This window comes from Nocardia sp. NPDC019323 (assembly GCF_044389845.1).
In the GTDB taxonomy this organism is placed as follows: Bacteria; Actinomycetota; Actinomycetes; order Mycobacteriales; family Mycobacteriaceae; genus Nocardia; species Nocardia implantans.
In genome coordinates, this window is sequence record NZ_JBIRYN010000012.1 from 29,743 (window position 1) to 45,253 (window position 15,511).

The window sequence follows — 15,511 nt, forward strand, 5'->3', positions numbered from 1 at the left end:
CCGCGCACCGGCCCAGGCCCGGTAGCGGGGCCGCTGCCGTGCCCACAGCGCTACGCCTGGGCTGCCAGCCGGACGAACGCGGCGGTGTCGAGGGTTTCGCCGCGCGCGGTCGGAGCGATGCCGGCTGCGAGCAGGCGGCGCTCGGCTTCGGCGGGCGACCCGGCCCAAGTGGCGAGCGCCGCGCGCAGCGTCTTGCGGCGTTGCGCGAAGGCGGCGTCGACGACCTCGAAAACACGGCGGCGATGCTCGTCGTCCATCGGCCACGGCGGCTCGGCGAAGCGGTCGATCCGGACCAGACCGGACTCGACTCGCGGGACCGGCCAGAACACTTGGGTGCCCACCGCCCCGGCCCGCCGGACCTTCCCGAAGAAGCCCGCCTTCACGCTGGGCACGCCATAGATACGGCCGCCGGGCTCGGCGGCAAGGCGATCGGCCACCTCGGCCTGCACCATCACCAGGGCGACCGCGATGCCGGGCAGTTCGGCGAGCAGATGCAACAGCACCGGCACGGCCACGTTGTACGGGAGATTGGCCACCAGCGCGGTCGGCGCGGCGGGCAGGTCCGCGGCGGTGACGCGCAGCGCGTCCGCCTCGACCACCGACAGGCGCGACGCGAGTTCCGGCGCCCGGTCCGCGACGGTCACCGGAAGGTGGCTCGCCAGCACGGGGTCGATTTCCACGGCGACCACCGAGTCCACCACGTCCAGCAGCGCGAGGGTCAGCGAACCGAGACCTGGCCCGACCTCGAGCACCACATCGCCGCGCCCGACGCCCGCGGCCGCGACGATCCGCCGCACCGTGTTCGCGTCGTGCACGAAGTTCTGCCCGAGCTGCTTGGTCGGCCGCACCCCGAACCGCTCGGCGAGCACCCGCACTTCGGCGGGCCCGAGCAGCGCCGCACTCCCACGAGCGGAAATATCAGGTTCGGACACCTCGAGAATCTATCAACCGGCGGCGCGGCGTCTCCCCCGCGTCAGCCGATGCCGAGGCGACCGGTGCACGCGGGCCAGGCGCCCCAGCCCTGCCGCTGCCGGGTGATCTCCGCGATGGCGATCTGCTCTTCCCGGGTGGCCAGGTCCGCGCGGGGGGCGTAGCGCAGCCCGCCCTGACGCTCCCAGGTGCCCTGATCGAACTGCACGCCGCCGTAGTAGCCGTTGCCGGTGTTGATCGACCAGTTGCCGGTGGACTCGCAGCGGGCCAGCGCGTCCCAGATGTCGCCGTCCCGCACCGGGGGCACCTCGGTGCCCGGCTTGGCTCCCTTGCGGACCGTCTTCGGCTGCGCCGCCACGGTCACCGTCGAACCGACCGCCTGCCGGTCGACTTCCTGACCGTTGACCATGGTGACCGCGAACGTGACGTTCTGGACGCCGGGAGCGCCGGGGGACTCCACCACCGTGCGGCTCATGTTCATGGTCGGGTCCTCGATGACGTTCTCCGGCGGATCCAGCGGCAGCGTCTCGGTGCGCTGTTCGACCCGCTTGCGCGTCACGGTGACGCGCAGGCCGTTCGTCAGCGGCGTGGACGCGGCCGGTTCCACGGAGTCCTGCTCGATCAGCGGGATGCCGGTCACCTCGAGGAACTTGCCGACGGTGGGTGCGGCGGCGCGCACGTCCACCGGGTTGCCGATGCCGTCCACCAGCGAGACCACCCGCGGCGTCGCGATCGTCAACGACGCGCCCTGCAGCGGGAGCCGCTCGTCGCGGGCGGGCGAGACGTAGACCTCTTTCGGGATCTTCAGCTGCTCGAGCGCCTCCCCCGCGGTCACTCCGGTGGTCCAGACCTTCTGCGTCAACCCGTCGACCGACAGATCGACCTCACGCGCGCGGTTGAGCGTGATGGTCGCGCCGTCGGCGATGTGCGCGGCCAGGGCCGGCGCCACCTTGTCCCGGTCGGTCACGGCGAAGCCCGCGGCCTTCAGCACGCCGCGCACGTCGCGCGACATCGTGGTCTGGAAGAGCTTCTCGCCGTCCACGACGACGGTCACCGTCTTGCGATTCACGATCGCGAGGCCGGCGCCGACGATCAGCGTCAGCAGCAGCGCGCCGACCGCGATGTGCAGCAGCGGCGAACGCGACTGGTTGATCCGCGTGAAGGGGGACATGGTCACAGCACGATAACGAGGGGGTAGGGCGCCGACAACAGCAAGCTCCGGAACAGCGCCTTTTCAATATCACGATCGAATATCGACCCCGCAGGTAAATCACGAAACGGAACGCCGAAAGTGACATAGGACACATTTCGTGTACACCGATGCATTACGGGCATCCATGACGTCCCACGCGGACGCGTGTGACTCGGCGGGCGTCCCGCTCAGATCCGGTAGACGCGCCGCGCGTTGGCGGTGGTGATCTTCGCCAATTCCAGCGGATCCTGTTCGCGCAACTCGGCCAGCGCGCGCACGGTGTACGGCAGGCAATACGGCTCGTTCGGCGCCCCGCGGAAGGGGTGCGGGGTCAGATACGGGGCGTCGGTCTCCACCAGGATCTGGTCGTCGGGCACCACCTTGGCCGCTTCGCGCAATTCGTGCGCGTTCTTGAAGCTCACCGTCCCGGAGAAGCTCAGGATGTAGCCCTCGGCCACGCACGACAGCGCCATGTTCGTGTCCGAGGAGAAGCAGTGGAAGATCACCCGCTCCGGCGCGCCCTCGTCCAGCAGCACGGTCAGCAGATCGTGATCGGCTTCGCGGTTGTGGATCATCAGCGGCTTGCGCACCCGCTTGGCCAGGTCGATGTGCCAGCGGAAACCCTCGATCTGGGTCTCGATGTCGGCGCAGCCCTCCAGCTTGCCCGGCCAGTAGTAGTCCAAGCCGGTCTCGCCGACGGCGACCACCCTCGGGTCGTCGGCCAGGCGCTCCAGCTCGGCCTTCGCGTCGTCGTCGAGCGCGTTCGCCCTGGTCGGATGCAGCGCTACGGCGGCGAACACGCGATCGTCCCACTGCGCGGCCCGCACCGCCCACCGCGCGGCATCCAGGTCGTCGGCGACGGTGACCACCCGGCCGACGCCGACCGAGGCGGCCCGGTCGACGATCGCCGCGGTGGATGCCGCGTCGGTCGCGCCGCAGGCGTCCAGGTGGGTGTGCGCGTCCACGATCGGCGACAGCGGCTCGGGCAGCTCCGGCGCGGCGCGTTTCGCGCTCATCGGCGGCCACCCCGCCACACGGACGGTGGGACGCGCGAAGCGGCGACGGGCATATTCACGCGAGCGAAAGAATGCACGCGCATTACAGTAGACACACCATGAGCGCAGCTGACCGCCCCGCCTTCTACATCACCACGGCCATCGCCTACCCGAACGGCGCGCCGCACATCGGGCATGCGTACGAGTACATCTCGGCCGACGCCATCGCCCGCTTCAAGCGCCTCGACGGTTACGACGTGTTCTTCATGACCGGCACCGACGAGCACGGCCAGAAGATGCAGCAGGCCGCGGCCGCCGAGGGCATTCCGGTGGAAGAGCTCGCGGCGCGCAACTCCGACGTGTTCGAGGCGCTGGACAAGACGCTCGACATCTCCTTCGACCGCTTCATCCGCACCACCGACGCCGACCACCAAGAGGCCAGCGTCGCCATCTGGGAGCGGATGCTGGCCAACGGCGACATCTACCTCGGCAACTACTCCGGCTGGTATTCGGTGCGGGACGAGGCGTTCTACACCGACGAGGAGACCACGGTGCTGGAGGACGGCACCCGCATCTCCACCGAGTCCAAGACGCCGGTCACCTGGACCGAGGAGTCGAACTACTTCTTCCGGCTGTCGGCCTACCAGGACAAGCTGCTGGCGCTCTACGAGGAGCATCCGGAGTTCATCGCGCCGGCCACCCGGCGCAACGAGATCGTCAGCTACGTCAAGGCCGGCCTGAAGGACCTGTCCATCTCGCGCACCACCTTCGACTGGGGCGTGCCGGTGCCCGGCCATCCCGACCACGTCATGTACGTGTGGGTGGACGCGCTCACCAACTACCTCACCGGCGTCGGCTTCCCGGACACCTCCTCCGCCGCCTTCGGCAAGTTCTGGCCCGCCGACGTGCACATCATCGGCAAGGACATCACCCGGTTCCACACCGTGTACTGGCCCGCGTTCCTGCTCTCGGCCGGAGTGGAGCTGCCGAAACGCGTGTTCGTGCACGGGTTCCTGTACAACAAGGGCGAGAAGATGTCCAAGTCCGTCGGCAACGTGGTCGACCCGCTGGAGCTGGTGGAGAACTACGGCTTGGACGCGGTGCGCTTCTTCCTGCTGCGCGAGATCTCCTACGGCCAGGACGGCAGCTACAGCCACGAGGCCATCGTGAGCCGGATCAACAGCGACCTGGCCAACGAGTTCGGCAACCTGGTGCAGCGCAGCACCAAGCTGGTCGCGCGCGACTGCGGCGGCGTGGTGCCGACGCCGGGCGAGTTCACCGACGACGACCGCGCCCTGCTGGATCTGGCGGGCGGCCTGCTGGAGCGCTGCCGGACCGAATTCGACGCGCAGCAGATGCATCTCGCCCTGGAGGCGATCTGGCTGACCCTGGGCGAGACCAACCGGTACTTCTCCGCGCAGGCGCCGTGGGCGCTGGCGAAGTCGGGCACCCCGGAGGATCTCGCCCGCGAGGCCACCGTGCTGTACGTGACGCTGGAGGTGCTGCGCATCGTCGCCATCCTGGTGCAGCCGGTGATGCCGGGATCGGCGGGCCGCATCCTCGACCAGCTGGGGCAGCAGAGCCGCACGTTCGCCGACATCGCGACGCCGATCGAGCCGGGGCTGACGCTGCCCGCGCCGGAACCGGTGTTCCCGAAGTACGTCGAACCGAAGGACTGACCCCTTCTCGCCTGCCGTAACGGCAACGCGCACAACGCTTTCCGGTGTTCCGCGACGGCATGCCCACGGGTGGATCCACCTGCCTTCCCGCCGTGGAATGCGTTGTCGGATAATGAAACACCGGTTCGCGGCCTGGCGACGCCCCGGACCGTGTGCGATCGGTACGACGACGTTCCGTTCGGAATCGGTTCCGGCACAGAGAGGGCACTTATGGGCCAGCAGCACGCGACGGCATCCGTTCACCGGTCCGGTTTCGCCGAACGGCATCGGGCGGCACGCGAGGCCGTGCTCACGTCGCAGCGCGGCAGGCTGGTCGAGGCCATGGTGGAGTCGGTCGACAACAAGGGCTACCCGGCCACCACCCTCACCGACATCGTTGCCAGAGCGAGGGTTTCGCGGACGACCTTCTACGACCACTTCGCGAACAAAGAGGAGTGCTTCGCCGAGGCCGTGCACACCGGCGTCGACATCATGGCGACCAGGATCGCCGACGAGCTGGCCCAGCTGCCGCCGGACGCGGACGCCTACGCGAAGATCGAATCCATCGTCGTCACCTTCTGCCAGACCGTCGCCACCGAGCCGGATTTCGCCAGGCTGGTGCTCGTGGAGTCGTTCAAGGTGAACCAGGAGGCCGTCGGCTATCGCGATCTGGCCGTCGACCGCTTCGCTCAGCTGTACCGGGTGTTCTACGACGAGGCGCGCGCGACGGACCCGGCGCTGCCCGAGCTGTCCGACGGCCTGATCGCCCTCATCCCGGACGCGATCGGCGAGCGGACGCGGCGAGTGATCGTCTCCGACGGACCGGCGCGCGTCCCGGATCTGGCGCCGCTGTTCGTCCAGTTCGTCATGAGCGCGCTCGGACTGCCCGTTCCGTCCTGATCGAGACGGCGTGTGCGCTCGGCCGGTGCGCCGCCCGCCCCACCGGTCGCCCGGTGGGGCTCATCGCGAGAGCGTTTCTCACTTCCAGCGGTCGAGCAGGGTATTGATCTCCCTCGTCAGCGCGGCCTGCAAGAACGGGCCGAAGGTGATCCGCGCGACGCCTTGGTCGGCGAGGGCGGCCTTGTCGGCCTGATCGGGGAGGACGGTCGCGCTGATCGGCAGCGGCAGTTCACCGGTCAAGCGGCGCATGTCGGCGTCGGCGTGCCTGCCCACCGGGAACAACACGTCCGCGCCCGCCTCGGCGGCCAGCCTCAGCCGCTCGATCGCGCGGTCCACCCGGTCGGCCTCGTCCCCGTCCTGGCGCAGGAGCAGGTCGGTGCGCGCGTTGATCACCAGGTGCACGCCCGCGGCGTCGGCGGCCTCGCGCAGTCCGTGCACGAGGGCGGCGTGTTCCTCGCCCGTGCGCAGGCGCTTGCCCTCGCTGTGCACGGTGTCCTCGATGTTCAGTCCGATCGCGCCCGCCTCGAGCAGGCCGTCGACCAGTCGCGCCGGCTCCTGCCCGTAGCCCGACTCGATGTCGACCGACACCGGAACGTCCACCGCCGCCGTGATCTGCCGGACCCGGGTCAGCGACTCGTCGAAGGTCATTCCTTCCCCGTCCGAGCGGCCGATCGAATCGGCCAGCGGATGACTGCCGACAGTCAAGGCCGGAAAGCCCGCCGCCACGGCGACTTTCGCGGACCAGGCATCCCACACCGTCGGGAAGACGCCCGGATCACCCGGCACGTGCAACCCGAGAAACGTCGTGGCCTTGCTCTCCAGAGAAGTCATACCGATGATCATGCCCGCCGCCCGCGCCCCGGGTCGACCACCCCGCGCGGAGGAATCCGCGGCGGCTAGGAGGTGCGGCGCGCGGCGAGGACCGCGTCGTAGAGCTCGCGCCGGGAGACGGCGTGCGCGGCGGCGACCTCGGCGCAGGCGTCCTTCAGGCGCAGGCCCGTCGCGGCGCGGGATTCGACGGCGTCCACCAGGTCGGCCGGGTCCACGGCAGCGGGCTTGGCGCCTGCGAGCACCACGGTGATCTCGCCGCGTGCGCCCTCGACGGCCCACTCGGCCAGTTCGGCCAGCGTCCCCCGGATCACTTCCTCGTAGGTCTTGGTCAGCTCACGGCACACGGCGGCGCGGCGGTCGGCGCCGAGGATCTCGACCGCGTCGGCCAGGCAGTCGGCGAGCCGATGCGGCGCCTCGAAGAAGACGCAGGCGCGCGGTTCGGCGACCAAGCTGCGCAACCATTCCCGGCGCTGGCCGGATTTGCGCGGCGGGAAACCGTCGAAGCAGAACCGCTCCACCGGCAGGGCCGACAGGGCCAGCGCCGTGGTCACCGCCGATGGCCCCGGCAGACAGGTCACCGGCAGGTCCCGCTCCACGCACGCCGCCACCATGCGGTAGCCGGGATCGCTCACCGACGGCATGCCCGCGTCGGTCACCAGCAGGACCGTGCGGCCGTCGGCGATCTCGTCGAGCAACATCGGGATCCGCGCGGTCTCGACGTGATCGTAGAAACTGACCACCCGGCCGGAGATCTCCACGCCCAGCGCCTTCGCCAGCGACCTGGTGCGACGGGTGTCCTCGGCGGCGACGACATCGGCCGTGGACAGCGCATCGCGCAGCCGCTGCGAGGCGTCACCGACATCGCCCATCGGCGTCGCCGCGAGCACCAGCCCGCCCGCCGTCTCGTTGACCACCGCACTCCTGTCCGCATCATGTAACCGCCCCACCCGCAGCCTATCCACCGACGCGACCCGGGCAGATACCGGCGGCAACGAGGGGCAGGCGCACCGGCAACCCGTCCGGCGCCACCCAACCGGTACGGCCTGAAGACCCGCAGAGGCGAGGCCGCATACGATCGGAGGCGTGACCCAGGTGACCGACCAGCGCGCGACCGCACGGTTCACGTCCGTGCCCTCCTGGTCGAGCCCGGGACCGCTGCGGCCGCCACGCGACTTCGGGCCGACCGACCGCGCGCGCGGCTGGCTGGTGACGGCGTTCCTCACCGCGATCGCGGCGGTGACGCGCTTCACCATGCTCAATTACCCGACCGACGCGGGCACCCCCGTGTTCGACGAGAAGCACTACGCCCCGCAGGCCTGGCAGATGCTCACCGGCGGCTGGGTGGAGGACAACCCCGGTTACGGGCTGGTGGTGCATCCTCCGGTCGGCAAGCAGTTCATCGCGATCGGCGAGGCGATGTTCGGCTACAACGGCTGGGGCTGGCGGTTCACCGCCGCGCTCGCCGGAACACTGCTGGTGCTGCTGGTCATCCGGATCACGCGGCGGATGACGCGGTCGACGCTGATCGGCGCGATCGCGGGCATCCTGCTGATCGCCGACGGGCTGACCTTCGTCTCCTCGCGCATCGGCATGCTGGACATCTTCATGGCGCTGTTCGTCACCGCCGCCTTCGGCTGCCTGATCGTCGACCGCGACGAGGAGCGCGCCCGGTTCGCGCGCGCCGACGCGGAGGGCCGGATCGGCGTGACCGACTGGGGGCCGCGCCTCGGGGTGCGCTGGTGGCGCTTCGGCGCCGGCGTGCTGCTCGGGCTGGCCTGCGGGACCAAATGGTCCGGGATCTATTTCATCGCCGCCTTCGGCTTGATGAGCGTCTACTTCGACCTCTCGGCGCGGCGGCTCTACGGCGTGCGCCGTCCCTGGCTCGGGGTGGCGCTGCGCGACATCGGGCCCGCGCTGTACGCGCTGGTGCTCGTGCCGCTCGGCGTCTATCTGGCCAGCTACTGGGCCTGGTTCGCGAGCGAGACCGGCGTGTACCGGTACATGCCGGGCAATCCGTCCGCGCCGACGGATCCGATCGGCACCGGAGGATTCTGGTCGCACGTGGTGCCGGGCGCACTGCGTTCGCTCTGGTATTTCAATGCCAGATCGCTGGAATTCCACACGGAACTGACCAATTCGGCGGGCAACCATCACCCCTGGGAATCCAAGCCGTGGACCTGGCCGATGGGCTTGCGCCCGATGCTGTACTACTACGCCGACAGCGGCGTCACCGGGTGCGGGCAGACCCAATGCGTGAAGGCCGTGATGCTGATCGGGACGCCCGCCATCTGGTGGGTGGCCTTCCCGGTGCTGGCCTGGATGCTGTGGCGCGCCGTGGTCCGGCGCGACTGGCGCCACGGCGCGGTGCTGGTCGGCTACGGCGCCGCGCTGCTGCCCTGGTTCGCCACCCTCGACCGGCAGATGTACTACTTCTACGCCGTCCCGATGGCTCCGTTCCTGGCGATGGGCGTGGCGCTGGTGCTCGGCGACGTGCTCGGCCCCGCGCGGGCGAGCACCATCCCACGCAGCCCCGCCGGGACCTACCTGCCCGCTCCGCCGAACGAGCGCCGCAGCCTCGGCCTCCTCGCGGTCTGCCTCTACCTGGGCCTGGTGATCGCCAATTTCATCTGGCTGTGGCCGATTCTCACCGCGCTACCGATCACCCCGGCCAACTGGCACGACCACCTCTGGCTGCCCAGCTGGAGGTGAGAGGTGTGACCAGCCCGTCGCGAAGACGGCGATCAGCCCGGGCAGACGGCCGGACACCTCAACCTTCCAGCGCCGCCTGCACGTAGCGGAGGGCGGTGGCGTCGTCCAAACCCAGTCTGCGCACGGTCGCGACGTACGCCGTGGCCGCGCGGCCCGCCACGTCGCGGGTCGGGTCTCCTGAGGAGGCGATGAACGAACCTTGCCTGCCCCGGGTTTCGACCACCCCGTCCGCCTCCAGCTCGCGGTAGGCGCGTGCCACCGTGTTGGGGGCGAGGCCGAGTTGGGCCGCAAGGGCGCGGACGGTGGGGATCTTGGTGCCCGCGGTCAGCTCGCCGGAGCGCACCTGGGCGATGATGCCGAGGCGTAGCTGCTCGTAGGGCGGCACAGCGGAGTCGTGCGAGACCGTGATGGTGAACATGCCCGCGCTCACAGCTCGTCGCGCGACAGCGGGCAGGACAGGCAGCGCGGGCCGCCGCGGCCGGAGCCGAGTTCCGAGCCGGGGATGCGCAGCACCTCGATGCCTTCGTCCTCCAGTCTGGCGTTGGTCATCTCGTTGCGCTCGTAGGCGACGACCACGCCAGGAGCGAGCGCGAGGGTGTTGTTGCCGTCGTCCCACTGCTCCCGTTCGGCGGTGACGCCGTCCAGCCCCGTGTCGATCACCCGCAGCTTGCCGATGCCCATCGCCTCGGCGGCCGCGGGCAGGAACGGATCGGGGCCGCTGATGTCGACCCGGCCGCTGCCGAGCCGTCCGCCGTAGTCGTCGGCCTTGCGGATGGTGAAGGCGCACAGCGATTCACGCACCGCCGGATACATCACGATGGCGTCGGCGTCGACCATCGTGCACACCGTGTCCAAATGCATGGTCGCTCGGGTCTGCGCGATCGGCACCACCAGCACGGTGTGGGCGAGGTCGTCGTCGAACAGGCTGCGCGCCAACGCTTCCGCCCCCGCGGGCGAGGTGCGCTCGCCGACGCCCACCGCGACCACACCGTCCGACAGCAGCAGCACGTCGCCCCCTTCGATCGGAGCGGTATGCGATTCGTACGCCCGGCGCACGCCCAGGAAGCGGGGATGGAACGCGTAGATCAGATCGGTCAGCGAGGTCTCCCTGGCCCGGGCGGGCAGCGCCAGCGAGGTGATCGCGACGCGCGGCCCCACCCAGAACGAGGAATCCCGGGTGAACAGCAGATTGGGCAGCGGATCGATGACGAAGTCGCCGCCGTGGTGCATGCGGCGCACCAGCGAGGTGGCGTCGGGCCCGAACGGCAACTCGTCGAAGGTCATCCCCGCCATCAGGATCTCGGCCAGTTCCCGCGCGGGCACGCCGCGCAGGTAGGCGGCCAGTTCGTCGGCCAGCGTGTGTCCCAGCCTGCGCGCGTCGACGGCGGCCGAGATGCCCTGGATCCGCGCCGCGCCGCTGACCTCGATGGTCTCGGCGAGCAGGTCCGACAGCAACAGCACCTCGGTGCCGCGGCCGCGCAGGACGTCGGCGAACGTGTCGTGCTCCTGCTGTGCGCGCTCCACCCACGGGATGCCGTCGAACAGCAACTGATCGTTGTTGCGCGGGGTCAGCCTGCGCAGTTCGTTGCCAGGCCGGTGCAACAGCACCGTACGCAGCGTGCCGACTTCGGATGTCACGGCCAAACGCGCGCCCTCCCGCGCGGACACAGCATCTGCTCCCATGATCGAACCGTAGTGCGCCGCGGCCGGGAGAGCACGGAAATTCCGGCTTCGGCGTGCGGATCGCCATGCGATCGGCGAATCCGGTCCGGCACACCCTAACCTCAAGTATTGTTGAGGTGATTGGGAGGAGCGTGCATGTCGACAGCAGCCGATTGGCGGGCGAAAGAGCTGACCCCCGGGCAGCTCTCCGAGCGTAGTGGAGTCGCGGTCTCCGCGTTGCACTTCTACGAACGCGAAGGGCTCATCACGAGCAGACGCACCAGCGGGAATCAGCGCAGATATGCCCGCGAGACCTTGCGCCGCGTGGCGTTCATCCGCATCTCCCAGCGCGTCGGCATACCGCTGAGCGAGATCCGCGCCGCCCTCGATCAACTGCCGGAAGGCCGCACGCCCACCCGGCGCGACTGGGAGACCCTGTCCACCACCTGGCGCGCCGACCTCGACGACCGGATCACCCAGCTGATCCGGCTGCGCGACAGCCTCACCGGCTGCATCGGCTGCGGCTGCCTGTCCCTCGGCACCTGCCGCCTGGTCAACGAGCACGACCGGCTCGGCGCCGAAGGCCCCGGCGCGCGGGTGCTCGACGTGCAGCTCAACTGCCCGTCGAAGCCAGCAGCCTGCTGAACCGCGCGCTGGTGCGCCGCATCAGGAACTCGTAGGGAAAGGCGAACTTGCGCTTCCACCAGTAACCGAAACGGATGTCGAACGAGCTGTAGATCAGGAACCGGTTGCGTTCGATCCCGCGCAGTATCGCCGTGGCCACCCGCTCCGGCGGCACCGCGTGCTCGGTGAACGCCGCGGTGAGCCGCTTGATCTTCGGGTCCTCTTTGTTCACCCCGACCAGCTCGACGCTGTGCACCAGCGGAGTGTTCACCGCGCCGGGCGCCACCAAGTGCACCGAGATGCCGTGCTGCGCCAGATCCACCCGCAGGACCTCGGACACGCCGCGAATGCCGAATTTGCCCGCGCTGTAGGCCGCGTGCCACGGCAACGCGAGCAGGCCCGCCGCCGACGACACGTTCACCAGCGCACCGCCATTGCCCGCGCGCACCATGGGCGGCACGAACGTCTCGATGACGTGGATCGGCCCCATCAGGTTGACCTCGACCATGCGCCGCCAGTGCTTGTGCTCCAGGTTCTCCACCGTCCCCCAGACCGACGTGCCCGCGATGTTCATCACGACGTCCAGGCTGCCGAGGTCCGCGTGCACCCGGTCGGCGAAGGCGCGCACGGCGTCGTAGTCGGTGATGTCCAGCGCTCGCGCCGCGGCGACGTCCCCGCCCGCCGCGCGGATGTCCGCCACCGTGGCGTCCAAGCCCTCGGCGTTGATGTCGGTGAGCACCAGATGCGCCCCCTGCGCGGCGGCGGCCAGCGCGGTGGCCCGGCCTATGCCGCTCGCCGCACCCGTGACCAGCACCTTCGCATCGCGCACCGTCGTTCGACCCGCTCGCCCGCGACCTCTACCCAGCAACTGCGCATCCCATCTCGAATCGCCGAATCGGTTCTCCGCAGGGTAGTCCAGCGGACGGCCGCCGACCGGGACGCCGTCAACGACCCAGTACCGCCAGCATGCCCGCGACGGCGCGCGGCCAGGTGAACTGCTCGGCGCGACTGCGCGCGGCGCTGCGCCGACGGGCCTGCGGCATGGCGAGCACGTCGCTGACCGCCCGCGCGAACGCGGAGGGATGGTCGGCGGCCACCGCGCCGCAGTCGGCGGTCACGATGTCGGCCAGCGCGGAGGATCGGCTCGCCACCACGGGCGTGCCCGCCGCGAGCGCCTCCAGCGCCGCGAGGCCGAAGGTCTCGTGCGGGCCCGGCGCCAGCGAGACGTCGGCGGTGGCGAGCAGGGTGGCGACCATCGCGCGCTCGGCGATGAAACCGGTGAAGTGCACGGCGGGCACCCCGCCGGGCAGCGGGGCCAGCGCGCGGGCCCGCCGCCGCAACGCCTCCCGGCGCGGACCGTCCCCGGCGACGACCAACCGCGCCTCGATGCCTGCTTCCCGCAACGCGCCGACCGCCTCGATGCTGCGATCCACCCGTTTCTCGACCGACAACCGGCCGCAGTGCACCAGCAGCGGATGACCCGGGACCCCCAGATCGGCCCGCAGCCCGCGATCACGCCGGTGCGGATTGAACAGCTCGAGGTCGACGCCGAGCGGGACCAGCTCGACGTTCTCCGCGCCGATGCGCGAGAACTCCTCCCGCGCGAAGCGGGTGGTGCACACGACGATGTCGTAATCGGTGGCGGTGTGCCGGTTGGCCACGTCGGCGCACCGCCGCGCCATCGGACCGGGCAGCACCTGACCGAGCAGGCGGTCGAGCCGCTCGTGGGAGATCATCACGCCGGTCACGCCGCGCCGCCGCGCCCAGCGACCGAAGCCGCGCAGCGTCAACCGGTCGGAGACCTCGAGCACGTCCGGCCGCAATCCGTCCAGGACGTCGGCCACCCGGCGTGGATCGGCGGCACGGTAACCGCCGGTCCACGGAATGGCCAACGCCGGCAGCGTGATCCGCACGACCCCGGTGGGCAGGATCTCCTCCGACCGGTGCGGGCCCGGCACGATCAGCACCACGTCGTGTCCGGCGGCGACGTAACCCTCGCCCAGGTGGTGCAGCGCCGTGCGCAACCCACCCGACCGCGGGCCGTAGAAGTTCGCAAGCTGAACTATGCGCACGTCGCCGATCGTGCAGCGGATCGGGTTACCCGCGCCCAACGCCGCATGAACTGCCGTGAAAGAACGGGATAACCGGCGGCGGAGGCCGTGATCTCAGTGCGCGGGCAGCCCGCGACCGGCCCGCGGCAGATCGAGATCCAGCGGAATCCGGCCCGCGGCGAGATGCGTCTCGACCTGCTCGGCCGGCATCGGCTTCGCGATGAGGAAGCCCTGCGCGCGGTAGCAGCCGAGGCCGACCAGGGTGCGCGCGGCCACCGCCGTCTCGACGCCCTCACCGACCACGCCCAGCCCGAACGAGCCGGCCAGACCGATGATGGATTTCACGATGGCCAGATCGTCGGTGCTGGCGCCGAGCCGCTGCACGAAACCTCGGTCGATCTTCACCGCGTCCACCGGCAGCGCCTTCAGATGCGACAGCGAGCTGTAGCCGGTGCCGAAATCGTCGATGGCGATCTGCACGCCCATCCGCTTGAGCCCGCGCAGCGTGACCTGGGTCCTGGCCAGGTCCTGGACCACGACGTGCTCGGTGATCTCCAGGCACACCGAGCTGCCGTCGATGCCGAACAGGCGCAGGATGTCCTCGATGCGCTCGACGAAATCGAGGCTCACCAACTGCACCGGCGAGACGTTGATCCGCATCACGACATTGCCCGCAAGGCCGCGCCTGCGCCATTCGGCGAATTGCGCACAGGCCGACCGGATCACCCAGCGCCCCAGTTCACCGGCCAGGTTCGTCGCCTCGGCGACGGTGACGAACGCGGCGGGCGGCAGCAACCCCCTGGTCGGGTGCAGCCAGCGGACCAGCGCCTCCAACGCGACGATGCGGCCGGTGCGCAGATCCACCTCGGGCTGGTAGTGCAACAGCAGCGAGCCGTCCGACACCGCGCCGCGCAGGTTGAGCTCCACGTCGTCCTGGAGTTCGAACTGCGCGCGCATGGTGTCGGTGAACACCGCAACGCCGTTGCCGCCGCCGGATTTCGCCGACAACAGGGCGTGATCGGCGCGGCGCAGCACATCGGCGACCGTGGTCTCCCCGGGGAAGCCGAGCGCGACGCCGACGCTGGCGCCCCGGCTGACCGACTCGCCGCCCACGGTGACGCGCCGGGCGATCAACTGCTGGATGCGGTTCGCCTCGTACTCGGCGGCCACCGCGTCCATCGGCTTGGCGGGGACGATGACGAATTCGTCGCCCCCTAGTCGCGCGATCATGTCGTTCGGGTCCAGGTTCTCCCGCAATCGCGTCGACAAGGTGCGGATGAAGTTGTCCCCCGCGGTGTGGCCGAGGAAATCGTTGAGCGCTTTCAAGCGATCCAGGTCAAGGAAGAACGCGGCCACCGGGCCGGGACTGCCCGCGCGTAATCGCTCCTCCATGTGCTCGAGCAGCGCACGCCGGTTCGCCAGCCCGGTCAGGTCGTCGTGCAGCGCGATATATCGCAGACGTTCCTCCGCGACCACCCGCGCTTGCAGTTGCGCGAACAGAGCCGCGATGGCTTTGAGCACGTTGAGTTCGCGATTGCTCCACTCGCGATCACCCGACTTCACGAACCCGAGCACGCCGGTCGGCTCGCCGCGCGACAGCAGCGGGACCGCCGCCGAGGTCACCCCGACGATGCCGGAGCCGCGGCGAACGGTCTCCTGGTAATCGGCGAATTCCGGGGTCGGGCGCGCGACCATCGGCTCGGTCGCGTTCTCCAGGGCGCGGAACACCGGGTCGGCGCCGTCGAAATAGATGACGCCGAGCGGATCGGGATCGGGAATGTTCTGGCGGTGCGGCCACTCGGCGATGAGCACGGTTGCCCGGCGTTCGCGGTCGGTGTGGCGCACGTAGCTGAAATCCACGTCGAAGTACTCGACCAGTTGTGCGAGCACCCGCTCGGTGGCGGCGACCATGGTCGTGGCGTCCACACCCATGAGCTCAGAGGCGACCTGGGTCACCAA

General features: G+C 70.1%; 14 protein-coding genes. 4 read left to right on the forward strand and 10 right to left on the reverse strand.

Translation table 11 applies throughout. The features are described 5' to 3' along the window. Positions 1-50 precede the first annotated feature (50 nt). The 3 genes from rsmA to ACH49X_RS30335 form a co-directional block, all read right to left on the reverse strand. Positions 51-932, reverse strand: coding sequence for a 16S rRNA (adenine(1518)-N(6)/adenine(1519)-N(6))-dimethyltransferase RsmA (rsmA, locus tag ACH49X_RS30325; protein WP_357103774.1), 882 nt, complete (start codon positions 930-932; stop codon positions 51-53). 41 nt (positions 933-973) lie between these two features. After that, positions 974-2,101 (reverse strand): transglycosylase family protein, encoded by a 1,128-nt coding sequence (locus tag ACH49X_RS30330; RefSeq protein WP_357103777.1) that lies wholly within the window; start codon positions 2,099-2,101, stop codon positions 974-976. A 209-nt stretch (positions 2,102-2,310) separates the two neighbouring features. Then, complete coding sequence (locus ACH49X_RS30335; protein WP_195082459.1) at positions 2,311-3,138, reverse strand: TatD family hydrolase; 828 nt, start codon at positions 3,136-3,138, stop codon at positions 2,311-2,313. Between the two features lie 71 nt (positions 3,139-3,209). Here ACH49X_RS30335 and metG point away from each other — a divergent pair, with 71 nt between their 5' ends. Next, positions 3,210-4,796: a methionine--tRNA ligase gene (metG, locus tag ACH49X_RS30340; RefSeq protein ID WP_323124156.1), complete on the forward strand. Its 1,587-nt coding sequence runs from the start codon at positions 3,210-3,212 to the stop codon at positions 4,794-4,796. A 210-nt stretch (positions 4,797-5,006) separates the two neighbouring features. Next, complete coding sequence (locus ACH49X_RS30345; protein ID WP_195082457.1) at positions 5,007-5,675, forward strand: TetR/AcrR family transcriptional regulator; 669 nt, start codon at positions 5,007-5,009, stop codon at positions 5,673-5,675. Positions 5,676-5,753: 78 nt separating this feature from the next. On the opposite strand, the gene ACH49X_RS30350 is transcribed toward ACH49X_RS30345, so the two are convergent. Both ACH49X_RS30350 and rsmI read right to left on the reverse strand, forming a co-directional pair. Continuing rightward, complete coding sequence (locus tag ACH49X_RS30350; protein ID WP_195082456.1) at positions 5,754-6,506, reverse strand: isocitrate lyase/phosphoenolpyruvate mutase family protein; 753 nt, start codon at positions 6,504-6,506, stop codon at positions 5,754-5,756. A 65-nt stretch (positions 6,507-6,571) separates the two neighbouring features. Continuing rightward, positions 6,572-7,420, reverse strand: coding sequence for a 16S rRNA (cytidine(1402)-2'-O)-methyltransferase (gene rsmI / locus ACH49X_RS30355; protein ID WP_323124155.1), 849 nt, complete (start codon positions 7,418-7,420; stop codon positions 6,572-6,574). Positions 7,421-7,589: 169 nt separating this feature from the next. Between rsmI and ACH49X_RS30360 the strand changes: the two genes are divergently transcribed. Then, complete coding sequence (locus ACH49X_RS30360) at positions 7,590-9,215, forward strand: phospholipid carrier-dependent glycosyltransferase (protein ID WP_195082455.1); 1,626 nt, start codon at positions 7,590-7,592, stop codon at positions 9,213-9,215. Between the two features lie 58 nt (positions 9,216-9,273). Here the strand turns inward: ACH49X_RS30360 and ACH49X_RS30365 are convergent, their stop codons facing one another. Continuing rightward, on the reverse strand, positions 9,274-9,633 hold the full coding sequence (locus ACH49X_RS30365; RefSeq protein ID WP_195044206.1) for a GntR family transcriptional regulator: 360 nt from the start codon (positions 9,631-9,633) through the stop codon (positions 9,274-9,276). Positions 9,634-9,641: 8 nt separating this feature from the next. Further along, positions 9,642-10,898 (reverse strand): arginine deiminase, encoded by a 1,257-nt coding sequence (gene arcA, locus ACH49X_RS30370; RefSeq protein ID WP_195082454.1) that lies wholly within the window; start codon positions 10,896-10,898, stop codon positions 9,642-9,644. 135 nt (positions 10,899-11,033) lie between these two features. Here arcA and soxR point away from each other — a divergent pair, with 135 nt between their 5' ends. Then, complete coding sequence (gene soxR / locus ACH49X_RS30375) at positions 11,034-11,522, forward strand: redox-sensitive transcriptional activator SoxR (protein ID WP_067795363.1); 489 nt, start codon at positions 11,034-11,036, stop codon at positions 11,520-11,522. Here the strand turns inward: soxR and ACH49X_RS30380 are convergent. From ACH49X_RS30380 to ACH49X_RS30390, 3 genes are all read right to left on the reverse strand, one after another. Next, on the reverse strand, positions 11,491-12,330 hold the full coding sequence (locus tag ACH49X_RS30380; protein WP_357208026.1) for an SDR family oxidoreductase: 840 nt from the start codon (positions 12,328-12,330) through the stop codon (positions 11,491-11,493). The two genes, soxR and ACH49X_RS30380, sit on opposite strands and share 32 nt — an antisense overlap. Before the next feature lie 115 nt (positions 12,331-12,445). Then, positions 12,446-13,573 (reverse strand): glycosyltransferase, encoded by a 1,128-nt coding sequence (locus ACH49X_RS30385; protein ID WP_357208028.1) that lies wholly within the window; start codon positions 13,571-13,573, stop codon positions 12,446-12,448. Between the two features lie 93 nt (positions 13,574-13,666). Beyond that, positions 13,667-15,508 (reverse strand): EAL domain-containing protein, encoded by a 1,842-nt coding sequence (locus ACH49X_RS30390; protein ID WP_323124167.1) that lies wholly within the window; start codon positions 15,506-15,508, stop codon positions 13,667-13,669. Positions 15,509-15,511: the final 3 nt, after the last annotated feature.